Origin of the sequence: Bradyrhizobium sp. sBnM-33 (genome assembly GCF_032917945.1) — a bacterium.
Classification (GTDB): Bacteria; Pseudomonadota; Alphaproteobacteria; order Rhizobiales; family Xanthobacteraceae; genus Bradyrhizobium.
In genome coordinates this window covers 8378305-8399361 of record NZ_CP136624.1, presented here as the reverse complement: position 1 = coordinate 8399361, position 21057 = coordinate 8378305, and the positions used below count along the sequence as shown (strand labels likewise).

The window sequence follows — 21057 nt, the reverse complement described above, 5'->3', positions numbered from 1 at the left end:
TCGACAACCCGGAGAGATTGTTGAACGGCGCTCCCCCTGACCACACAAAGCCTGCGCGCGAGCCGGATGCCGTCGCGCGGCTTCAACTGACGCAGGCCCTGCAACGTGCGCAGTACGCGATTGCGTGGGAACGTACGTGGCCGGGGCTTGCCCGGCTGCTGAGCGTTATTGGGCTGTTCCTGGTGGCGTCCTGGGCTGGATTGTGGCTGGCGCTGCCGTTCCTTGCACGAGCGATCGGCCTTGGTCTGTTTGCCCTCGCGGCGCTGGCCGCATTGTTCCCGCTCGCGCGGTTTCGCTGGCCGAGCCGCGAAGAGGCGTTGAGCCGGCTCGACCGCGGCACCGGCATTCGCCATCGCCCGGCGACCGCGCTGACCGATACACTCTCGACCAGGGATCCGATCGCACAGGCGCTGTGGCGGGAGCAGCGCGAGCGCACGCTGGCCTCGATCAAACGGATCCGAGCCGGGCTGCCTTCGCCGCGGCTGGCGATCCACGACCCCTGGGCGCTGCGCGCGCTGGTCATAGTGATGCTGGCGGCCGCCTATGTCGCCGCCGGCGACGAGCGCAGGCTACGAATTGCTGCGGCGTTCGACTGGAATGGCGTGCTGGCGCCGGCCAACGTCCGGGTCGATGCCTGGGTGACCCCGCCGCTCTATACCGGCAAGCCGCCGGTCATTCTGTCTGCCGCCAACAGGGATGCCGCTTCTCCCGATAGCGGGGCACCATTGCCGGTGCCTGCAGGCAGCACGCTGCTGGTGCGCTCCAGCGGCGGCAATATCGACGTCGTGGTCGGCGGCGGCGTGACCGAGGTCGCGCCCAGCGAGCAGGCGCCGAAGGGCACCAACGAACGGCATTTCAAGATCACGGGTGACGGCACCGCGCATGTCCGCGCGCCCTCCGGCCAGCCGCTGTGGCGCTTCGCGGCGACGCCCGACCGTGGCCCGACCATCTCGCTGGCGAAAGATCCGGAGCGCCAGGCCCGCGGCTCGCTGCAGATGTCCTACAAGCTCGAGGACGATTACGGCGTCACTGAAGCCCGCGCGCAATTCGCTGCCCGTCCGGCCGATGCGGCCAAGGATAACAAGGAAGCCGGCAAGGAAGCGAACAAGGATGGCAAGACGGCCGAGCCACGGCCGCTGTTCGAGCCGCCGCAGTTTGCGCTGGTGCTGCCGAATGCGCGCACTCGCAATGGCGTCGGCCAGACGGTGAAGGATCTCAGCGAGGATCCCTATGCCGGCGCCGATGTGACGCTGACGCTCACGGCCAAGGACGAGGCCGGCAATGAGGGCAAGAGCGAGCCGTTCAACATGCGGCTGCCGGAACGGCTGTTCACCAAGCCCCTCGCCCGCGCCCTGATCGAACAGCGCCGCATTCTGGCGCTCGATGCCAATCAGAATTCGCAAGTTTATACCGCCCTCGATGCGCTGATGATCGCGCCGGAATTGTTCACGCCCGAAGCCGGTCACTATCTCGGCCTATTCAGTGTTAAGCACCAACTAGAGGCGGCGCGCACCGATGCCGCGCTGCGCGATGTCGTCGCGAGCCTGTGGGCGCTTGCCGTCACCATCGAGGACGGCAACATCACCGATGTCGAGAAGGCGCTGCGTGCGGCGCAGGAGGCGCTCAAGCAGGCGCTGGAGCGTGGCGCCACCGACGAGGAGATCAAGAAGCTGACGGATAATTTGCGCGCTGCGCTGGATAATTTCCTGCGCCAGCTCGCCGAGCAGTTCCGCAACAACCCGCAGCAACAGGCGCGCCCGCTCGATCCCAACACGAAAATGCTGAGCCAGCAGGATCTCAAGAACATGCTCGACCGGCTGGAGCGGATGTCGCGTTCCGGCGACAAGGATGCCGCCAAGCAGCTACTGGAACAGCTACAGCAGATGCTGGAAAACCTGCAGATGGCGCAGCCCGGCCAAGGCGGTGACAACGAGATGGAGCAGGCGCTGAACGAGCTCGGCGACATGATCCGCAAGCAGCAGCAATTGCGCGACAAGACCTACAAGCAGGGCCAGGATTCGCGGCGCGACCGCATGCGCGGCAAGCAGGGCGAGCAGAGCATGGGCGACCTGCAGCAGGACCAGCAGGGCCTGCGTGACCGCCTCAAGAAGTTGCAGGAAGAGCTCGCCAAGCGCGGCATGGGCCCGGGCCAGCGCGGCCAGCAAGGCCAGCGCGGCGACCAGCAGGGACAGCAGGGCCAACAGGGTCAAGGCCAGCAGGGTCAAGGCGGCGAGCAGGGCGATGGCGAGGATGGGCTCGATCAGGCCGATTCCGCCATGGGCGATGCCACCGGCCGGCTCGGCGAGGGCAATGCCGATGGCGCGGTGGACTCGCAGGGCCGCGCGCTCGACGCGCTGCGTAAGGGCGCCCAGAGCCTCGCGGAAGCCATGCAGCAGGGTGACGGCGATCAGCCGGGGGACGGCCCCGGCAACCCCAGAGGCCGCCAACAGGGCGCCGCCAACTCGACCGATCCGCTCGGACGGCCGATGCGCAATAACGAGTTCACCGACGACTATACGGTGAAGATCCCCGGCGAGATCGACGTGCAGCGGGTTCGCCGGATTTTGGAAGAACTGCGCCGCCGTCTCGGCGATACGGCCCGTCCGCAGATCGAACTGGACTACATCGAGCGGCTGCTGAAGGATTATTGAAACTCCGCTAGGGCGCGCTGTCATCACCCGCCAACGGGTCGCGCCAATGCGCGCCCGATGACAGGCTCCGGCGGGTGATCCAGTATGCCAGAGACGTTAGTAGTTGAATCGAGAAGCCGCGGCGTACTGGGTCCCCCGCCTTCGCGGGGCACGACGACCATTGATGTGGCTTATCCGTTCTTCCGCGCCGCCAGCGCGTCAGCCACCGCAGTACGGATGTCATGCACGGAAAACGGTTTCGTCACCACGTCGTGCACAATGGCGTTAAGGCCGGAGGCGCGTTCGCGCTGGTCGGCGAAGCCCGTCATCAACAGGATTTTCAGGTCGGGAAAATCGCGCGCCGCCGTCAGCGCCAGCGCGATGCCGTCCATCACCGGCATCTGGATGTCGGTCAAGAGCAGGTCGAATAGCCCTTGCTCGCGCGTCAGGATATCGAGCGCTTCGGCGCCGTCCTCGGCGGTGACGGTCTCGTGGCCATCCATGGCGATGGCGCGCGCCACCAGCGAGCGCATGGAGTCTTCGTCATCGGCAATCAGCACGCGTGGCATGAAATCTTGATCTCTCGCCTTGCAGGACAGGCGGTCACGTTCAGGCGTGACCGGCCAGATCCCGCTTGTTGAAAAAGCGTACGTCAATATTACGGCCTTCGGGCGGCGGCGAAGCCAGCCGCGATTTGAAATAGGCGCGCTCGCCGGGCTTGAGCACCGGCTGCTCCAGCACCGCGTTCCAGGCGTAGATCTCGGCGCCCTGCGCGTCGCGGACGGAGAAGCGCAGCCGCGGCAATTCGACCGGCCTTTTTGTCTCGCCGACGATCACGCCCTCGATGACCAGAACCGGCTTGCCGTCCACGGTCTCGTTGGTGATCTTGATGTCCTTGAACGCCAGCCCGCGCAGGTTCACTTCCAACCCGACCATCTTGTAGAACGTCGCGGTTTGCGGTAGCAGCCGCACGATTTCGGTGCGCCAGATCATCAGCGCCAGTATCAGCGCGCCCATCGCGGCGCAGGCGGTCGGCAGGCCGATGGACGGCATGAACGGAATACGGGGCAGGGAGGGCAGCCGCAAAAGACGGGCCAGCCGCTCGCGGTGCGTGGTGATCGGGATGTCGTCATGGTCTTCGGCATCCCGCCGGGCAACCGATGGCCAGTCGCTGTCGCCGCCCTGGCGCGACCCTTCGCTCTCGGCCGGCCAGCCGGCCGAAATCGAGGGACTGTCGACCACCGGGGTGTCCTGTCCCTCTTCCTCGCGCGCCATCGCCTCCCATTCGGCCGCGGCATCGTTTGCGGCCGGCTGGCTCGATTGCGCCGGAGCTGGCGGAGGACTTGGCATGGCGGCCGGTTCGGCGGCGGCCAGTTCGATCGCGTCCTCGGGCCGCGCCAGCCAGGTTTCCTTGCAGCGGGAGCAGCGGACGGTGCGCCCGGCGGCGCCCAAGGTGGCCGGATTGATGGCGTAAGATGTTGTACAATGGGGACAAACGATATGCATGGAGCCCAGCTCACCAGTGTCTTCGCCCGGATGCTACATACCGACCGTTAACGAATCGGAAACCATAACGGCCGCAAAACCGTTTTGTCCGGTTGGCGCCCAAACCAGCGGGCCACGAGCCCAAAGTTCAGGTTCGGGTCCGGGTTCAGGTTCAAGTCCGGGGTTTCCGGCCACGGTCCACGCCGAGCGGAGCTCGGCCACCGTCCATGCCGAGCGGAGCTCGGCCATGGTCCATGTCGAGCGGAGCTGAGCTTGGTTCGGTTCGAAAATGTCGGTTTGAGGTACGGGCTCGGCCCGGAGATTTTGCGCGACCTTTCCTTTGTGATTCCCGCCCATTCCTTCCAGTTTCTCACCGGTCCCTCGGGCGCGGGCAAGACCTCGCTGCTGCGGCTGTTGTTTCTGTCGCTGCGGCCGACCCGCGGCCTCGTCAACCTGTTCGGCCAGGACGTCTCGCTGCTGGGCAAGGATCAGATTGCGGGTCTGCGCACGCGCATCGGAATCGTGCTGCAGGATTTTCGTCTGCTCGACCACATGACGACCTACGAGAACGTGGCGCTGCCGTTCCGCGTGATGGGCCGTGACGAATCCAGCTATCGCCGTGAGGTGATCGATCTCCTGAAGTGGGTCGGCCTCGGCGAGCGCATGGACGCGCTGCCGCCGATCCTGTCGGGCGGTGAGAAGCAGCGCGCGGCGATCGCGCGCGCGGTGATCTCGCGGCCGCAATTGCTGTTGGCGGACGAGCCGACCGGCAGCGTCGATCCGACGCTCGGCCGGCGCTTGCTACGGTTGTTTATCGAGTTGAACAGGCTGGGCACCGCGGTGATCATCGCGACCCACGATATCACGCTGATGGACCAGTACGAGGCGCGGCGGATGGTGCTGCACCAGGGACGGCTGCACATCTATGAGTAGGGCCGGTGACGAGCATGGGCCGCTGGTGGACCTCGGGACCGAACGCCCGCAGGTGCCGGCGCGCGCGCGCAACATGTCGCCGATCGTGCCGCGGGCGTCGATCTCCGGCCGCGCGCTGGTCGCTGTCGTCGCTATCATGACGTTCCTGGCATCCATCACCACCGGCACCGTGCTGCTCGTCAGCGCATCGGCGGCGGAATGGCAGTCTGAAGTCGCGAGCGAAATCACCATGCAGGTGCGCCCGCAGGCGGGGCGCGACCTCGAGCGCGATGTGGCCGCGGCGGCGGAGGCGATGCGGACCCAGCCCGGCATCGTCCAGGTCAAGCCGTTCAGCAAGGATGAATCGGCCAGATTGCTGGAGCCGTGGCTCGGCAGCGGGCTGTCGATCGAGCAGTTGCCGGTGCCGCGCGTCGTCGTCGCGCGCGTCCAGCCCGGCACCACGCTCGACCTCGCGGCATTGCGCGCCAGGGTGACGCAAGTGGCGCCGTCGGCAAGCGTCGACGATCATCGCGCCTGGATCGAGCGCATGCGCTCGATGACTGGCGCCACCGTGTTTGCCGGCGTCGGCATTCTCGCATTGGTGATCGTGGCGACGATCATTTCGGTGTCGTTCGCGACCCGCGGCGCAATGGCGGCGAATCGCCCGATCGTCGAGGTGCTGCACTTCGTCGGCGCCGGCGATCGCTATATCGCCAACCATTTCCTGCGGCATTTTCTCAGGCTCGGGCTGGAGGGCGGGGTGATCGGCGGCGGCGCCGCGATGCTGGGTTTTGGCTTTTCCGAATCGATCGCCGCCTGGTTCTCGGGCACCCCCGTCGGCGATCAATTCGCAGCGCTGCTGGGGACATTTTCGCTGCCGCCATCTGGCTATCTGGCGTTGGCGGTGCAGGCTGTGGCAATTGCCGCCATTACCGCCTGGGCGTCGCGGCGGACGCTGTTTGCGACGCTGGACGATATCGATTGATTGGGACCATTGGTATTTTCAAGTGAAGCAAGTCACGGACTTGACCCGGGACCGGGACTCCACTTCGCCTGAAAACGTTCTAGAATTATCCGGGGGACGAGGGTTGCCGGACGATATGGATTTGCAGCACGACGATAGCACGCCGGGAACGCAGGCCGCGCGGCCACGCGGATGGCTGCGCGCGGTCATCGTCGGCTCCATGGCGATCCTGTTCGTCGGTGCGGCGGTAGGTTTCATCGCCTTTCTCTCGCAATTGCGCGGCGTCGAAATCAAGCCGGCGCGCAGCGCCGACGGGATCGTGGTCTTCACCGGCGGCTCGTCGCGGGTGTCGGATGCGATGGAATTGTTGGCCGGCGGCTACGGCAAGCGGCTGTTGATTTCGGGCGTGCATCCGACCAACGCCGTGCGCGATATTTCGCGCTCGCTGCCCGACAACCAGTCGCTGCTCGGCTGCTGCGTCGATCTCGACCGCTCCGCGGTCAACACGCGCAGCAATGCCGCCGAGACGCGGCGCTGGGCGCGAGAGCGCGGTTTCAAGTCGCTGATCGTGGTGACGTCGAACTACCACATGCCGCGGGCCATCCTGGAATTGTCGCATGCGATGCCTGACGTCGCGCTGATTCCGTTCGCGGTCATCGGCGACAAATGGCGCGACGAGCCGTGGTGGACCAGCGGCGCGACGCTGCGTCTGTTGCTGTCGGAATATGCGAAATATGTCGCCGCCGAAGTGCGCGTGCGCCTCGCCAGTGCGGGCATCGATCTCGTGCCCGAACCTTCCGATCAGCCCGCGCCGGCGCCGAGCCGGCCAGCGACGGCGCAAGTCAACTAGGCGCGTACCTGGATCCGCGAATGGCGCGTCCGGCTCCACGTCGATTTTACTCCAACGCGGACATCAGTCACACGTCGGCACGTTCGCTTTGGGCCGGTTCTTCCGATCTACCCTAGTAAACGGACATTCAGGTCGTCCGTCGGCATGTCTCAAAGGTAGGCCTTTAAGGCTCATGCGATCCGGTCAAGAAACCGGAGTACTTCGCGATTGAAGAGCTCCGGGCGCTGTAGCGGCGCGAAATGGCTGACGCCGGGAAGCACGATCAGTTCGGCGCGGGGAATGCTGCGCGCCAGGTAATCGGCATGCTCCGCCCGGATGAATTCGTCGTTCTCACCGAGGACGACAGCGACGGGCACCTTGATGCCCCCAAGCTGGTTGGCGCTGTAGTTCGGCTCGCTCTGCATCATGCGCGTCACGTCGGCGACGAATGTCTCAAACTCGGCGGGTGTCGCAGATAGCGCCTCATAGTCCCTCTTGTGGCGGCGGAAGCACCGATCGGTCACCGGCGTCGGTTTGAACTCGTGGGTGCCACTCGAGTCCATATTGCAGGCGAAGAAGAAGACGCCGGAGACGCGCTCTGGATGCCTGTCGGCAAGGATGAGCGCTGTGCAGGCGCCATCGCTCCAGCCGACAAGTGCCGCCCTTTCAAGGCCGAGGTGATCCATCACGGCCAGCACATCCCTTGCCATCCGTTTGTAGCTGAAGGGCTGGGAGTCGCGCGTGCTGCGACCATGCCCACGACTATCGATGGCGACGACTGTCCGGCGGGCCTGGACAAGGGCCGGAATCTGGTGGCCCCAGTTTCCGGCGTTGCCGAGCCCGCCGTGGAGCAGGATGACGGCGGGGCCGGAACCATAGGCGGCATACCAGATACGCGCGCCGTCGTTTTCTACGAAGCCTTCTCTTCCGGAGGCCGGAAGCGGCGCAGAGCCGTTCGCCTCGAAGTTCACCAGTTCGTCATCTGTCACTTGCATCAGCTTCTCCCTTTATCCTTCAGAACAAAGACAATCGGACGTGCCGGCTTTTGGCAGTCCAAATTAGGCCGTGTACTCATTAAGGGGCTGGCCGACTGATGTCAGCTCGACCCCAACAGCGGGGGACGCAGACATCACCCGAGGTCGCAGAAGGGGTCATTAACAGACATGCCCAGTCCCGATATTCGAGGTCCGCTTTGCCTCCAATGGTGGATACTGACTATCGCGGCCACTGGACTTCACTTCAGTCCGCTGTATGAGTACCCACACCCAGCTCAACGGTCGCTGTTCTCTGCGGGAAGAGGCGGTGGATGCTGGTTGTGCAGCATCGCTGCGAGCCGGTGCAGTTGGGAATCGCGAAAGCCTTCCGCCTCGATCGCCTTTACGGTGGCCAGAACGTAATCTCGGTTGACGCCGGACTGGCCGTGCCCCTGCTGCACATGACGTAGCTGCTCGGTGAGCGACAGCCGGCCGGCATATTGCACGTGGCCGCGATCGACCACGTAGACGAGTGCGCTGACGCGTTGACGCGCATCGTTCTCCAGCCACACCGACCGCATCACCTCGCGGTAGACCGAGGTGACCTGCTCGCGCTCGCGCAAATAGGCGACGGTGGCGGCGCGGTTCTTCTCCGCGATGCGGAACGCGATGCCGCGGCAGGCGCCGCCGCGATCGAGTCCGAGGACGAGGCCGGGCTTTTCCGGCGTGCCGCGATGGACAAAGGAGTAGACGCAGAGCGCGCGGTGTTCGCCGATCAGCCGCGCCGGAACCCGTTCAATAAACTCGAAGCCCGGGCGCCACATCAGGGAGCCATAGCCGAACACCCAGAGGTCGCCTTTCAAGAATTCCGTATCGTTGAACTCAATTGCGGACATGCCGGGTGCACCGCTACCAGAACGGCGCGACAAAGCGAAGTGGATTCAATGCCTTTTGTTGCGACGAGCGGATACTTACATTCGCCAAAATCGCTAGCCAAAGGACGCCGCATGCCTGACATGAACCCCGCGCCGCGCCGGCGCCCGCTGTGGCGCCTCTTCATCATGCCTGCTCTGCTCGTTATTGCTGCCGCGGCATGGAGCGCGTTCTGGTTCTATGCCGCGTCCGAAGTCGGCGTGCACGCCGACGCATGGGCCGCGCAGGAAGCAAAGTCCGGGCGCCTCTACACGTGCGGCAAGCGCTCCGTCGCGGGCTATCCGTTCCGCCTCGAAGTCCGCTGCGACGACGCCAGCGTTTCGCTGGTTTCGCAGACCGCCGGCGCGCAGGCGCCGTTCACCGCGCGGCTCGGCGAGATCATGGTGATCGCGCAGATCTACCAGCCGAAACTCTTAATCGCCGAATTCAAGGCGCCGGCCACGCTCGCCGATCGCGGCCAGCCGCCGTCGATGAAGGTGAACTGGACCTTGGGCCGCAGCAGCGTGAGCGGATTGCCCAATGTGCCGCAGCGCGCTTCCATAGTGTTCGACAATCCCTCGATCGACCGCGTCAACGGACCGGTCGAGACGCCGCTCGCGCGCGCCGGCCATGTCGAGCTGCACGGCCGTCTTGCCGAAGGCTCGACGAAGGATCACCCTGTGATCGACGCTGTGCTGCAGATATCGGGCGGCAACGTGCAGGAGGCGCACCCGGTGCTGGCGCAGCAGTTCGATGCCGACATCCAGACCAAGCTCACGGGTTTGAAGAATCTTTCACCAAAACCGTGGCCCGAACGGTTCAGGGAGCTGCAGGCGGCGGGCGGCCAAGTCGAGATTGTGCGGTCGCGGATTCAGCAGGGCGACCTGATCTCGTTGGCCGCCGGCACGTTGAGCCTCAATGCACAGGGTCGGATCGACGGCGAATTGCAGATGACGGTGGCGGGAATCGAGAAGGTGATTCCGCTGCTCGGTCTTGAAAAGATGCTGGAGGAGGGCGTGCCACAGGCAACCCTCGATCGCGTCGCACCCGGCGTCAAGAGCCAGGATCTTAACAATCTATTCGGCGCGCTCGACAAGGCGATCCCGGGGCTCGGCAAAGTCGTCAAGCAGAACGCCAATGCCGGCGTCGCGGCCGGCATCAATTCGCTCGGCAAGGAAGCGGAGCTGGAGGGACGGAAGGCGCGCGCCTTCCCGCTGCGCTTTGTCGACGGCGCGGTGTTTCTGGGGCCGATAAAAGTAGGGCAGGTGCCGCCGCTGTTCTAGAACGTCAGCTTAATTCAGATGAACGTCCGCCTTGGTTTGCATTCCGGACCAAGTCGGACAGCGACCTGCTGAATTACAGCGCTTGGCCGGAACGTTTTCGAGCTTGGATGCTTGAGTCCAGTTGTATTGTGCGGGGCAGCGACAAATAGGAGGCGAGAATGTTCCTGATGGGACTTGGCGCGCTCCTCTTTATCGTCGGAATCCTGTACATGGTACGCACCGCTATTTGGCGGGGACCCCTTAGTGGCCGGGATTCCTCCCGGCCCGCTCGCGATACTTTGGAGCCACCACGGCGCAGCTTGCGATTCCTGGGGCTCGGAACGAACTGGCCGGGCCTTTTCCTTATCGCACTTGGTGCAGTTCTGTTGGTATCGGGGGCCGGATACTAGCCTCAACCACCCAAGCTGAATGTGAGCAATCGGCAGGCGGCGGCCATTCGATAAGGGCCGACGTGCAGACGGCAGCCAACAACCCGAGGGGGCAGCGGGACGCTGCCGGATCGGTGACGCGCGCAACTCCGGCATCCTTAAACCATTACGAGCTAGCGCTCGCGGCTCCACGGGAAGAGATTGGCCGGGAAATCCGCCGCGTAGCGGTGCCCTTTCCGCAGGCGAGGCTCTTGCTGTGGCGGATTGGGATCCGGCTCCACCACCTTCCGGTACAGATGCCAGGTAGCATGACCGAGCAATGGCAAAGCAACGGCTAGTCCAACGAAGACCGGCAACGAACCGAGCACCAGCAGCGCCGCAACAATCAGTCCCCATCCGGCCATTTCAATCGGATTCTTCATCACGACCCGCAGCGAGGTCCGGATCGCGTCAATCGCAGTCGCGTGGCGGTCGAGCATCAACGGAAACGACACAACGCTAACGCACAACGCCACGACCGCGAACAGAAAACCGACGCCGCAACCAATGATGATGAGCGACCATCCGTCCGGTGTCGTCAGCACGCGCGTTGCAAAGTCAGGAATGCTCGCGGCCGGAGCGTGGCCGAAGATCTCAACGTAGATTGCGTTCGCTGCGCCGATCCAGGCCCCGAACAGAACGAGCAGAAGCACGCCGAGTTCGACCATGGCACCGAAAGCCGGAGCGCGCAGCACGGAAAACGCATCCCATGCGCCGACTTCCTCACCGCGCTCGCGGCGGCGGCTGAGCTCGTAGAGACCAATCGCGGCAAAGGGTCCAATCAAGGCAAACCCGGCTGCCAGCGGAAACAGTAGCGGCAGTATCGAATAGCCAAGGACCAGCCTGAACAGAAAAATGCCGAGAACGGGATAAATCACGCACAGGACAACCGCGTGACTTGGCATTGCGCTGAAGTCTTGCCAGCCCAGGCGCAGCGCCTCGCCCAGGTCGGACAGTTTGATTTTGCGAACGGGATATGTGGCGGCGTCGCCGAATACGTGCCGTGCAACTCTTGAGATATTGTCGGAATACACAGTGGCCATGGACGCACCCTCCCGTGCTGAAAGTCGCGGCGGCGAAAACCACGTGCTTTCCAGCCACGCGTGTCCGCCCCCTGCGAGAAACGCGACCGAGCCGAGTACGGCAAACCCTGGTCCAACGAAGGAGCTTAGCCGGACGAAACTTGTCGCGACCTGCCCGACAAGCTTAGCGCTATGGGACCCAGACAGCGCTCACGGTTCGGTGAACTGTGCACGTTCACGGTCATTGGTGCATTGCGTCATCGGATCGTGCCGGCTGACGCTCGCCACCTTGCGGCACCCGCGCAGCGTCCCGACGCTCAAGTGATCTATTGACGCCAGCGCCGACGCGTACCATCCTCATTTCTGACGCCCCAGATCTGAAGGAAGCGGTCGTAACGTGTGCTTGGTGCCACGTTTGGATGTCGCGACCGGTCAAAGTTGGGCGAGGCAAGACGCACTGCGATGGCGCATGTGAAGTCGGCCATCGAGACAGATGCGGGCTCCGCCCTGTAATTCGTCTCCGTTGCCTTTGGTGGCAAGGAGGAATGAGGGATGGCTGTCGCTATCGTACTGCTCCTCGTCGCGGTCGGCTCGGTGCTGTTTCACATCTACAGCCCGTGGTGGTGGACGCCGATCGCCACCAACTGGCGCTACATTGACGACACGATCAATATAACCTTCTGGATCACCGGGGCGGTTTTCTTCGCGGTCATCGCGTTCATGGCCTATTGCGTCTTCCGCTTCCATCACAAGGAGGGAAGGCAGGCAGCCTACAATCCCGAAAACAAAAAGCTCGAATGGTGGCTCACCATAGGGACCGCGATTGGGGTCGGAGCCATGTTGGCGCCCGGCCTGGTGGTCTGGCACCAGTTCGTCACGGTTCCTGCAGACGCTACCGAAATCGAAGTCATGGGCCAGCAGTGGAACTGGAGCTTCCGCCTCCCCGGCAGGGACGGCCGGATGGGCACAACCGATGTTCGCCACGTCAGCTCCGAAAATCCTATGGGCTTGAACCCCGACGATAAGCATGGGCAGGACGACGTTGTCATCGCAAGCGACGACTTGCACCTCCCCGTCGGCAAGCCGGTCAAGGTTTTGCTTCGCTCCCTCGATGTCCTGCACGATTTCTATGTGCCCGAGTTCCGCGCCAAGATGGACATGGTCCCGGGCATGGTCACCTATTTCTGGATGACCCCGATCCGAACCGGAACGTTTGATGTTCTCTGCGCCGAGTTATGCGGCGCTGCGCACGCACAGATGCGCGCCAAGGTTATCGTCGACGAAGAGAGCGACTATCGGGCCTGGCTGGAGAAGCAAAAGACGTTTGCGGAATTGTCAGGCCGAAGCGCCGTTAAAAAGGCAACGTACGAATCCGGCGGCAAATAAGAAATGCTGCTGCGAAGATAAATTGGGCGCGCAAGAACCCTCTCATCGCGCCGTGATGGAAGCAACGACCGGGAGGTAAGTCGATGGTCGATGTCCCGTATGACAGAATCGCAGACGTTCCGCCTGCCGAAGTGCCGGAGGTTGAGCTCTATCATCCCAAGAGCTGGTGGACGCAGTATGTCTTTTCGCAGGACGCCAAAGTCATCGCCATCCAGTACTCGCTGACGGCGACGGCAATCGGGTTGGTGGCTTTGGTGCTGTCGTGGCTGATGCGGCTGCAGTTGGGATTTCCCGGCACATTCTCCTTCATTGATGCGAACCAATACCTCCAGTTCATCACCATGCACGGCATGATCATGGTGATCTACCTGCTCACCGCGCTGTTTCTCGGAGGCTTCGGCAACTACCTGATCCCGCTGATGGTCGGCGCTCGGGACATGGTCTTCCCCTATGTGAACATGCTGAGCTACTGGGTCTACCTGCTCGCGGTCATCGTGCTGGCCTCGACCTTCTTCGTGCCTGGCGGGCCCACCGGCGCCGGATGGACGCTGTACCCGCCACAGGCGATTCTGTCCGGCACCCCTGGTCAGGATTGGGGCATCATTCTCATGTTGACCTCCCTGATCCTGTTCATCATCGGCTTCACCATGGGCGGGCTGAATTACGTGGTGACAGTGCTGCAGGCGCGCACGCGCGGCATGACGTTGATGCGCATGCCCCTGACGGTGTGGGGCATTTTCACAGCCACCGTGATGGCGCTGCTGGCCTTCCCGGCGCTATTCGTCGCCTCTGTCATGATGCTGTTCGATCGCTTGCTGGGAACCAGTTTCTTCATGCCGGCCCTCGTCGAGATGGGGCAGCAGTTGAAGTATGGCGGCGGCAGCCCGATCCTGTTCCAGCACCTGTTCTGGTTCTTCGGCCACCCCGAAGTCTACATCGTCGCACTTCCCGCCTTCGGCATCGTATCCGATCTGATCAGCACCCACGCTCGAAAGAACATCTTCGGCTATCGCATGATGGTTTGGGCGATCGTGGCGATCGGCGCACTCAGCTTCATCGTATGGGCGCACCACATGTATGTGAGCGGCATGCACCCGACTTTCGGGTTCTTCTTCGCCACCACGACGCTCATCATCGCCATTCCCACCGCCATCAAGGTCTACAATTGGGTGCTGACCCTATGGCGCGGTGACATCCATCTCACCGTCCCGATGCTGTTCGCCCTCGGCTTCATCATCACGTTCGTGAACGGCGGGCTCACCGGCCTCTTCCTCGGCAACGTCGTCGTCGATGTCCCGCTTTCGGATACCATGTTCGTCGTCGCGCATTTCCACATGGTGATGGGCGTGGCGCCGATCATGGTTGTGCTGGGAGCGATCTATCATTGGTACCCCAAGGTAACGGGACGGATGCTGGATGACTGGATGGGCAAGTTTCATTTCTGGGTCACGTTCCTCGGTGCCTATCTGATCTTCTTCCCCATGCATTACCTCGGGCTGCAGGGAGTCCCGCGCCGTTATCACGACCTTGGCGAAGCGACGTTCATCACGCCGTCGGTCCATACGCTCAACGCCTTTATCACCGTCGTGGCTTTGATCGTGGGCTTCGCCCAGATGGTGTTCCTGTTCAACCTCGTCTGGAGCTATTTCAAGGGCCGTCCGTCCGGAGGCAATCCATGGCGGGCGACAACACTGGAGTGGCAGACGCCGGAGACCCCGCCTGGGCACGGCAACTGGGGCAAGGAGCTCCCGGTGGTCTATCGCTGGGCGTATGACTACAGCGTGCCAGGCGCTGAGCAGGACTTCATTCCGCAGAACCAGCCGCCGCGACCGACACGGGCCGTTCAGGAAGCTGCGCCATGAGCGCCATCATCCTGTTCATGGCTGTGATAGCGGCCATCATCGGATGGTGGCTCGCGCAGCAACGGCTGACAGCCAAACCCTGGCTGGAAGAAGGTTCGATCGATCACTTCCCGGGCACGGGAGCAATGACCCTGCCGGCCGCGAAGATCGGACTGGGAGTGTTTCTCGCAGTCGCCAGTTCGTTGTTCGCGCTTTTCATGAGCGCTTATTCCATGCGCATGAACATGGTGGATTGGCGTGCGCTGCCCGTGCCGGGGCTGCTGTGGTTCAACACCGGCGTGCTGGTCGTGAGCAGTGTCGCGCTGCAATGGGCATACGTGGCCGCGCACCGGAACAACATGGACGGTGTAATCGTCGGCCTGTGCGCAGGGGGAGCGTCTGCCGTTATATTTCTGGTTGGGCAATTGCTGGCGTGGCAACAGCTGAGGGCGGCAGGCTATTTCGTGGCATCCAATCCAGCCAATTCCTTCTTCTACATGATCACCGCGGCGCACGGACTGCACCTGATGGGCGGCTTGGTGGCGCTCGGCAGAACGACTGCCAAGGTGTGGCGTGGCGCCGAGATGCCGCAGGTGCGCCTGAGTGTGGAGCTCTGCACGATCTACTGGCATTTCCTGTTGTTGGTCTGGCTGGTCCTGCTTGGTCTGTTGACGGGCTGGACTGACGATTTCGTCGACATCTGTCGGCGGTTGCTCAGCTAGGGAGAGACCAGATGGCAGAGACCGCGCTGACAAACCCTGGAGAATCGCCTGCGCGGGCTGCCGGCTGGCAAGGCATTGCTGCCGACTGGTCCTCGGATCAGCGCGCATTCAAGAATGTCTCCTGGGGGAAGGCCATGATGTGGATCTTCCTCCTGAGCGACACCTTCATATTCAGCTGTTTCCTGCTGTCGTACATGACGGCGCGAATGTCCACGACCGTGCCGTGGCCAAATCCGAGCGAGGTATTCGCCCTCGAGATTGCGGGGCACCATATCCCCCTCATCCTGATCGCCATCATGACCTTCGTGCTGATCAGCAGCAGCGGGACGATGGCGATGGCCGTCAATTTCGGCTACCGCCGCGACCGCGTCAAAACCGCAGTCTTGATGCTGGTCACAGCGGCACTTGGCGCAACGTTCGTCGGAATGCAGGCCTTCGAATGGACCAAGCTGATCATGGAAGGCGTGCGGCCCTGGGAAAACCCCTGGGGGGCACCGCAGTTTGGCGCAAGCTTTTTCATGATCACCGGCTTCCACGGCACCCACGTGACATTCGGCGTGATTTTCCTGATCGCCATCGCGCGAAAGGTCTGGCGGGGAGACTTCGACGTCCAAAGACGCGGCTTCTTCACGAGCAGAAAGGGACACTACGAGATCGTCGAAATCATGGGCCTCTACTGGCACTTTGTCGATCTCGTGTGGGTGTTCATCTTTGCCTTCTTTTATCTTTGGTGAGGTCGGCGCATGACAAACGTGGCAGTACATTTGGAAGCACAACAACCTTCGCTGCAAACCCATGCGCATGATGCAATCGCAGCTCCAGCCGCGCACGAAAAGGGGCAGCAGCATCCGATCAAGCTCTATCTCGTGGTCTGGGGCTGGTTGTTCGTCCTCAGCGCCTGCTCCTATCTCATCGACTACTTTGGCCTCCAGGGCTATCTCAGATGGTCCCTTATCCTGTTGTTCATGATGTTGAAGGCGGGCCTGATCGTCGCCGTCTTCATGCATATGGCCTGGGAGCGGCTGGCCCTGGTCTACGCGATCCTGCTGCCGCCGGTGCTGGTGCTGGTGTTCGTGGCCATCATGGTGTTCGAATCCGACTACACGCACCTCATCCGGGTCCTGTTCTTCGCGTCGCCGACTTAGCTGTTTTTGCTTCGCGCCGGAGGTGCTTCAACACGTCGCCGATCAGCTTGCAAAAGGGGGCATCAGTCTCATGCAAATCAATCGTTCAATTCCCGTTCGCGGGAGCTATGCCAATATCGAGGACTATGTCGCGCTGACGAAGCCGCGCGTTATGTCGCTGGTCGTCTTTACTGCGCTGGTCGGTCTCATGGTCGCGCCGGGCGGCGTCGATCCCTTCGCCGGTGCCGTTGCTCTTTTTTGCATAGCTGCCGGAGCGGGCGCCGCAGGTGCGCTCAACATGTGGTACGACGCCGACATCGATGCGTTGATGGCGCGTACAGCCATGCGTCCAATTCCCAGCGGCCGTGTATCGCGCTCGGAAGCGTTGGTTTTCGGACTGGTACTTGCCATATGCGCCGTTCTAAGCCTCGGCACTTTCCTGAACACGGCCGCGGCTGCGCTGCTTGCTTTCACAATTTTCTTCTATGTCGTCGTTTACACGATGTGGCTCAAGCGCCGAACCCCGCAGAATATCGTCATTGGCGGTGCGGCTGGCGCACTCCCTCCGGTGATCGGCTGGGTCGCGGCGGCCGGAAATGTTGGGCTCGAACCGCTCGTCCTGTTCCTGATCATCTTCCTTTGGACGCCACCCCATTTCTGGGCACTGTCGCTCAACCTTGCCGGTGAGTATGCTCGCGCCGGGGTGCCAATGTTGCCGGTCGTAGCCGGCCGGGCCGAAACAAAGCGCCAGATTCTTCTCTATACCGTTCTTCTGGCTCCTGTCTCGCTGCTGCCCTGGGCGTTGGGGTTCGCGGGGGCGATCTATGGCGCGGCTGCGGCGATGCTTGGAGCGATCATGATTTTTCTCTCATGGCAAGTACGTCGCAGCAATGACAAGGAAAGGCAGCCCGCGCGTCGCCTGTTCGTGTTTTCCATGCTCTATCTGGTCCTCCTTTTTGGCGTGCTGTTGATGAATGCTGTCCCCTACGTTCAGCCCGTCTAATCCAGAGCGAAGTCTATCGCTTCGTTTTCCGGGCCCGTTAATCTAGGCCGTGGGCGGCCATGCCTAGATTGTGCGGTTGCGCACGCCTTCCCGCTGCGCTTCGTCGACGGCGCCGTATTTCCCGAACCGTTGAAAGCGGGGCAGGTGCCGCCGCTGTTTTGAGACATATTCAATGTCGTCGCCCGGCTTGACCGGGCGATCCAGTATTCCAGAGACGGCCGTGATTTGAGCGATAGGCCGCGGCGTACTGGATACCCCGCATGCGCGGGGTATGACGATGTGGTGTGGAGCGGCACCTCGACTTCGAATTGAACGAAGCCGCGTCTCTTCACTCCGCCTTCTTCAGCGGCGGATGTGGCCGGCCGAAATCCGGCGCGGCCGAATCCTGGCCGATCTCGACGATGCCGCGGCGGATGGCGCGGGTGCGGGTGAAGTGCTCGAACAACGCTTCGCCATCGTTGCGGCGGATGGCGCGGGTGAGCTTTGACAGGTCCTCGTTGAAGGTGCCGAGCATTTCCAGCACCGCCTCCTTGTTGTTCAAAAACACGTCGCGCCACATCGTCGGGTCAGACGCCGCGATGCGGGTGAAGTCGCGAAAGCCGCCGGCGGAGAACTTTATCACCTCAGAAGAGGTCACCTGCGCCAGCTCGTCCGCCGTGCCGACGATGGTGTAGGCGATCAGATGCGGCAGATGGCTGGTGATCGCCAGCACGAGGTCGTGATGATCCGGCGTCATGGTCTCGACTTTGGCGCCCATGCCGGCCCAGAACGCGCGCAGGGCTTCGACCGCCATAGGGTCGGCGCCCTCGGGCGGGGTGAGAATGCACCAGCGGTTGATGAACAGTTCGGCGAAGCCGGAGTCGGGCCCTGAATGCTCGGTGCCGGCGACCGGATGTGCCGGAACGAAATGAACATGGCCCGGCAGATGCGGCGCCATTTCGCGGACGATGGCGCCTTTGACCGAGCCGACGTCGGAGACGATCGCGCCCGCTTTCAGGAACGGGGCGATCTCGTGCGCCACCTGCCCGCAGGCGCCGACGGGGATACAGAGAATCACGAGATCGGCGTCGTTGACGGCTTCCGCGTTGGTTTCCAGCACGCGATCGACGATGCCGAGCTCCACCACGCGTGCGCGCGTCTTTTCCGAGCGCGCGGTGGTGACGATTTCGCTCGCAAGCCCCTGGACCCGCACCGCACGCGCGATCGAGCCGCCGATCAGGCCGAAGCCGATCAGCGCGACGCGTCGGAAGATCGGTACCGCGCTCACTTGGCTGCTCACTTGGCCGCCATGAAGTCGCGCAAGGCGTCGACGACGAGGCGGTTGGCCTCCTCGGTGCCGATGGTCATGCGTAATGCATGCGGCAGGCCGTAATTGTTGAGTGCCCGCAGCACCAGGCCACGTTTGGTCAGGAACGCGTCCGCGTCGGCCGAGGTCCTGCCCTTCTCGGTTGGGAAGTGAATCAGCACGAAATTGGCGACGCTCGGCGTCACCTTCAGTCCGAGTTTGCCGATTTCCTCTGTCAGCCAGTTGCGCCATTCTTCGGTGAACGCCTTCGACTTCTGGACATGCGCGGTGTCCTCGATCGCGGCGACCGCCGCCAGCATCGCCGGCGTCGAGACGTTGAAGGGACCTCGGATGCGGTTGACGGCATCGACGATGTGCGCCGGGCCAAACATCCAACCGATCCGCAGAGCTGCCAACCCGTGAATCTTGGAGAAGGTATGCGTCATCACGGTGTTTTCGGTGGTGGCCACCAGCTCCAGGCCGAGCTCGTAGTCGTTGCGCGACACGTAGTCGGAGTACGCAGCGTCGAGCACCAGCAGCACGTTCGACGGCAATCCGGCGCGCAGCCGCTTGACCTCGTCGAACGGCACGTAGGTGCCGGTCGGGTTGTTTGGGTTGGCGAGCCACACCAGTTTCGTGCGCGGCGTCACGCGCGCGAGAATGGCGTCGACGTCGGCGGTAAAATTGGTCTCGGGCGCGACAACGTTCTTGGCGCCGTTCGCCATCGTCGCGATCGGATAGACCAGGAAGCCGTGGGCGGTCGAGATCGCCTCATCGCCCTGGCTGAGATAGGTATGCGCCAAAAGGTTGAGGATTTCGTCCGAGCCGGCGCCGCAGATGATGCGGCTGGGATCGAGCCCGTAGGCGCGGCCGATCGCTTCGCGCAGCACCCGCGAAGTTCCTTCCGGATAGTCCTCCAGGTGCGCCGCCACGTCCTTGTAGACTTCGATCGCCTTCGGCGACGGCCCGAACGGGGTCTCGTTGGCCGACAGCTTGAACACTTTGCGGCCCAGCTCCGGCACCGGCGTCTTGCCGGGCGTGTAGGGCGCAATATCGAGAATGCCGGGATTCGGCACGGGGCGGTTCATCTTCAACTCCGGAATTTCGGGCGGCGTTTTAAGGCTTCGCCGACCCGTTCGGGGGCACCGTATAGCGCGTTGCGTGGCTGCCGACGAGAGCCGACGAGCGCACCGAGGCGCCGGCCTGGATCAGGGCGGTCTTGATCTTTTCGAACCCGGTGCCGGCATCCGACACCAGAAGCGCCGCGCCATCGAAAGCGGTATCGGGCACGGCGACGATTTCGGCGAGCGGCGCCAGCGCTCGGGCGATATCGGCGTTCCAGCCGGCGACGCGCACGCTCCACATCTGCACCTCCGTCACCATGGCATCATCAGCGACGCGCGAGATCACGAATACCGGCAGCGCGGCCGGATGATCGGCGCGTTCGAGGAACGGCAGCCGCGCAATGATTTTTGGCGCGCCATCGGCTTCCAGCGCACTCCACCACCCCGTGCGGCTCGAGACCGCCGAGACCAGCGCCAGATCGCCCTTCGATTTCGCCACCGCCTCGACTGCGGCCTGCGCGCTGAAATGGCCGACATAGGGCACGACGAAGCCGAAGTGAAACCGCGCCGAATCCCGCATCGCGGGCTCGCCGACCGAGACGTCTGCATGCACCGAGAACGGCGCCTGGACGTAAGTGAAGGTCGAGATGATGACGCGCCAGATGCTCTCGATGGTATCGAGCGGCAGCATGCCGCGATGACGCTCGACCAGGCTGCGCATCATGCTGGCCTCGCGCGCGGGCCGGAATGCCGACCCCACTTCCTGGGTCTGCTTCACCTGGATCAGCCGGTCGATGATATCGCCGCGCGCCATCAGCAGGCGATGGACCTGCTCGTCGATCGCGTCGATCTCCTTGCGCAATTCCTGCAGCGAGGGCGGAGCCGGGGGAGCCTTGGACATTGGGCGTAACCTGATGAGAGCTTTACCTCATCCTGAGGAGCGGCGCATGCGCCGCGTCTCGAAGGATGAAGCCCGTTCTCCCTCATGGTTCGAGATGGCGCAAGGGCACCTCCTCACCATGAGGTCTGCGAGCCCGGTTAACCATGCGGCTGCCTTGACGGGGGACCTGCTTCGGACTAGCTTTGTTCCATTCCGTGGTCATTTGAGCCGGCCGGCTTGCAGCCACGTTAAACAACTCGCTAAACAGGCCGGGGACAGATTGATCCCGGCCGAACCTTTCGTTCAGGCCGGGTTTTTTACGGCCTGATTTCTG

19 protein-coding genes and 1 riboswitch are annotated in these 21057 nt (G+C 63.1%); of the genes, 11 read left to right on the top strand and 8 right to left on the bottom strand.

Translation table 11 applies throughout. The annotated features are described in order from the left end of the window. Window positions 1–20: 20 nt before the first annotated feature. Window positions 21–2651 (top strand): TIGR02302 family protein, encoded by a 2631-nt coding sequence (locus tag RX328_RS39395; protein ID WP_213246808.1) that lies wholly within the window; start codon window positions 21–23, stop codon window positions 2649–2651. 170 nt (window positions 2652–2821) lie between these two features. On the opposite strand, the gene RX328_RS39390 is transcribed toward RX328_RS39395, so the two are convergent. Both RX328_RS39390 and RX328_RS39385 read right to left on the bottom strand, forming a co-directional pair. Next, complete coding sequence (locus RX328_RS39390; RefSeq protein ID WP_213246810.1) at window positions 2822–3199, bottom strand: response regulator; 378 nt, start codon at window positions 3197–3199, stop codon at window positions 2822–2824. 40 nt (window positions 3200–3239) lie between these two features. Further along, entirely contained in the window at window positions 3240–4136 is an 897-nt protein-coding gene (locus RX328_RS39385) for an MJ0042-type zinc finger domain-containing protein (protein WP_213246812.1), read from the bottom strand. Window positions 4137–4388: 252 nt separating this feature from the next. Between RX328_RS39385 and ftsE the strand changes: the two genes are divergently transcribed. The 3 genes from ftsE to RX328_RS39370 all read left to right on the top strand — a co-directional run bounded on the left by ftsE (window position 4389) and on the right by RX328_RS39370 (window position 6841). After that, window positions 4389–5048: a cell division ATP-binding protein FtsE gene (gene ftsE, locus RX328_RS39380; RefSeq protein WP_028348200.1), complete on the top strand. Its 660-nt coding sequence runs from the start codon at window positions 4389–4391 to the stop codon at window positions 5046–5048. Beyond that, the gene (locus RX328_RS39375) at window positions 5041–6012 is read left to right on the top strand and encodes a cell division protein FtsX (RefSeq protein WP_213246814.1); all 972 of its coding nucleotides are present in this window, start codon (window positions 5041–5043) and stop codon (window positions 6010–6012) included. The genes ftsE and RX328_RS39375 overlap by 8 nt, the downstream gene beginning before the upstream one ends. 115 nt (window positions 6013–6127) lie before the next feature. Beyond that, window positions 6128–6841 carry a YdcF family protein gene (locus tag RX328_RS39370; protein WP_213247093.1) on the top strand — a complete coding sequence of 238 codons (714 nt, stop codon included), beginning with the start codon at window positions 6128–6130 and terminating at the stop codon, window positions 6839–6841. A gap of 170 nt (window positions 6842–7011) precedes the next feature. On the opposite strand, the gene RX328_RS39365 is transcribed toward RX328_RS39370, so the two are convergent. After that, window positions 7012–7815, bottom strand: a complete 804-nt coding sequence (locus RX328_RS39365) for an alpha/beta fold hydrolase (RefSeq protein ID WP_213246816.1) — start codon at window positions 7813–7815, stop codon at window positions 7012–7014. Between the two features lie 275 nt (window positions 7816–8090). Beyond that, window positions 8091–8690: a gamma-glutamylcyclotransferase gene (locus RX328_RS39360; protein ID WP_213246818.1), complete on the bottom strand. Its 600-nt coding sequence runs from the start codon at window positions 8688–8690 to the stop codon at window positions 8091–8093. 111 nt (window positions 8691–8801) lie between these two features. Between RX328_RS39360 and RX328_RS39355 the strand changes: the two genes are divergently transcribed. Continuing rightward, window positions 8802–9989: a DUF2125 domain-containing protein gene (locus RX328_RS39355; protein ID WP_213246820.1), complete on the top strand. Its 1188-nt coding sequence runs from the start codon at window positions 8802–8804 to the stop codon at window positions 9987–9989. A gap of 541 nt (window positions 9990–10530) precedes the next feature. On the opposite strand, the gene RX328_RS39350 is transcribed toward RX328_RS39355, so the two are convergent. Continuing rightward, window positions 10531–11439, bottom strand: coding sequence for a DUF2189 domain-containing protein (locus tag RX328_RS39350; protein WP_213246822.1), 909 nt, complete (start codon window positions 11437–11439; stop codon window positions 10531–10533). A gap of 531 nt (window positions 11440–11970) precedes the next feature. Here RX328_RS39350 and RX328_RS39345 point away from each other — a divergent pair. From RX328_RS39345 to RX328_RS39320, 6 genes are all read left to right on the top strand, one after another. Continuing rightward, entirely contained in the window at window positions 11971–12804 is an 834-nt protein-coding gene (locus tag RX328_RS39345; RefSeq protein ID WP_213246824.1) for a cytochrome c oxidase subunit II, read from the top strand. Window positions 12805–12887: 83 nt separating this feature from the next. Further along, window positions 12888–14666 (top strand): cbb3-type cytochrome c oxidase subunit I, encoded by a 1779-nt coding sequence (locus tag RX328_RS39340; RefSeq protein WP_213246826.1) that lies wholly within the window; start codon window positions 12888–12890, stop codon window positions 14664–14666. Further along, complete coding sequence (locus tag RX328_RS39335) at window positions 14663–15367, top strand: cytochrome c oxidase subunit 3 (RefSeq protein ID WP_213246828.1); 705 nt, start codon at window positions 14663–14665, stop codon at window positions 15365–15367. Before RX328_RS39340 ends, RX328_RS39335 begins: the two co-directional genes overlap by 4 nt. Window positions 15368–15378: 11 nt before the next feature. Next, window positions 15379–16101: a heme-copper oxidase subunit III family protein gene (locus RX328_RS39330; RefSeq protein WP_213246830.1), complete on the top strand. Its 723-nt coding sequence runs from the start codon at window positions 15379–15381 to the stop codon at window positions 16099–16101. Between the two features lie 9 nt (window positions 16102–16110). Beyond that, window positions 16111–16512: a cytochrome C oxidase subunit IV family protein gene (locus tag RX328_RS39325; protein ID WP_213246832.1), complete on the top strand. Its 402-nt coding sequence runs from the start codon at window positions 16111–16113 to the stop codon at window positions 16510–16512. 70 nt (window positions 16513–16582) lie between these two features. Next, window positions 16583–17494, top strand: coding sequence for a heme o synthase (locus tag RX328_RS39320; protein WP_213247095.1), 912 nt, complete (start codon window positions 16583–16585; stop codon window positions 17492–17494). Window positions 17495–17822: 328 nt separating this feature from the next. Here the strand turns inward: RX328_RS39320 and RX328_RS39315 are convergent, their stop codons facing one another. The 3 genes from RX328_RS39315 to RX328_RS39305 are packed head-to-tail and all read right to left on the bottom strand — an operon-like array spanning window position 17823 to window position 20744. Then, window positions 17823–18761, bottom strand: a complete 939-nt coding sequence (locus RX328_RS39315) for a prephenate/arogenate dehydrogenase family protein (RefSeq protein WP_213246834.1) — start codon at window positions 18759–18761, stop codon at window positions 17823–17825. Between the two features lie 8 nt (window positions 18762–18769). Next, entirely contained in the window at window positions 18770–19867 is a 1098-nt protein-coding gene (gene hisC / locus RX328_RS39310) for a histidinol-phosphate transaminase (protein ID WP_213246836.1), read from the bottom strand. Between the two features lie 28 nt (window positions 19868–19895). After that, a complete protein-coding gene (locus RX328_RS39305) occupies window positions 19896–20744 on the bottom strand; it encodes a chorismate mutase (protein WP_213246838.1) in 849 nt (282 codons plus the stop codon). A gap of 184 nt (window positions 20745–20928) precedes the next feature. After that, a riboswitch (SAM riboswitch) is annotated at window positions 20929–21008 on the top strand. Window positions 21009–21057: the final 49 nt, after the last annotated feature.

Coding starts and splice junctions, on each gene's coding strand:
- RX328_RS39325 (WP_213246832.1), top strand. CDS start 16,111: ATGACAAACGTGGCAGTACATTTGGAAGCACAACAACCTTCGCTGCAA.
- RX328_RS39335 (WP_213246828.1), top strand. CDS start 14,663: ATGAGCGCCATCATCCTGTTCATGGCTGTGATAGCGGCCATCATCGGA.
- RX328_RS39370 (WP_213247093.1), top strand. CDS start 6,128: ATGGATTTGCAGCACGACGATAGCACGCCGGGAACGCAGGCCGCGCGG.
- RX328_RS39350 (WP_213246822.1), bottom strand. CDS start 11,439: ATGGCCACTGTGTATTCCGACAATATCTCAAGAGTTGCACGGCACGTA.
- RX328_RS39360 (WP_213246818.1), bottom strand. CDS start 8,690: ATGTCCGCAATTGAGTTCAACGATACGGAATTCTTGAAAGGCGACCTC.
- RX328_RS39390 (WP_213246810.1), bottom strand. CDS start 3,199: ATGCCACGCGTGCTGATTGCCGATGACGAAGACTCCATGCGCTCGCTG.
- RX328_RS39365 (WP_213246816.1), bottom strand. CDS start 7,815: ATGCAAGTGACAGATGACGAACTGGTGAACTTCGAGGCGAACGGCTCT.
- RX328_RS39385 (WP_213246812.1), bottom strand. CDS start 4,136: ATGCATATCGTTTGTCCCCATTGTACAACATCTTACGCCATCAATCCG.
- RX328_RS39320 (WP_213247095.1), top strand. CDS start 16,583: ATGCAAATCAATCGTTCAATTCCCGTTCGCGGGAGCTATGCCAATATC.
- hisC (WP_213246836.1), bottom strand. CDS start 19,867: ATGAACCGCCCCGTGCCGAATCCCGGCATTCTCGATATTGCGCCCTAC.
- RX328_RS39340 (WP_213246826.1), top strand. CDS start 12,888: ATGGTCGATGTCCCGTATGACAGAATCGCAGACGTTCCGCCTGCCGAA.
- RX328_RS39305 (WP_213246838.1), bottom strand. CDS start 20,744: ATGTCCAAGGCTCCCCCGGCTCCGCCCTCGCTGCAGGAATTGCGCAAG.
- RX328_RS39375 (WP_213246814.1), top strand. CDS start 5,041: ATGAGTAGGGCCGGTGACGAGCATGGGCCGCTGGTGGACCTCGGGACC.
- RX328_RS39355 (WP_213246820.1), top strand. CDS start 8,802: ATGCCTGACATGAACCCCGCGCCGCGCCGGCGCCCGCTGTGGCGCCTC.
- RX328_RS39330 (WP_213246830.1), top strand. CDS start 15,379: ATGGCAGAGACCGCGCTGACAAACCCTGGAGAATCGCCTGCGCGGGCT.
- RX328_RS39345 (WP_213246824.1), top strand. CDS start 11,971: ATGGCTGTCGCTATCGTACTGCTCCTCGTCGCGGTCGGCTCGGTGCTG.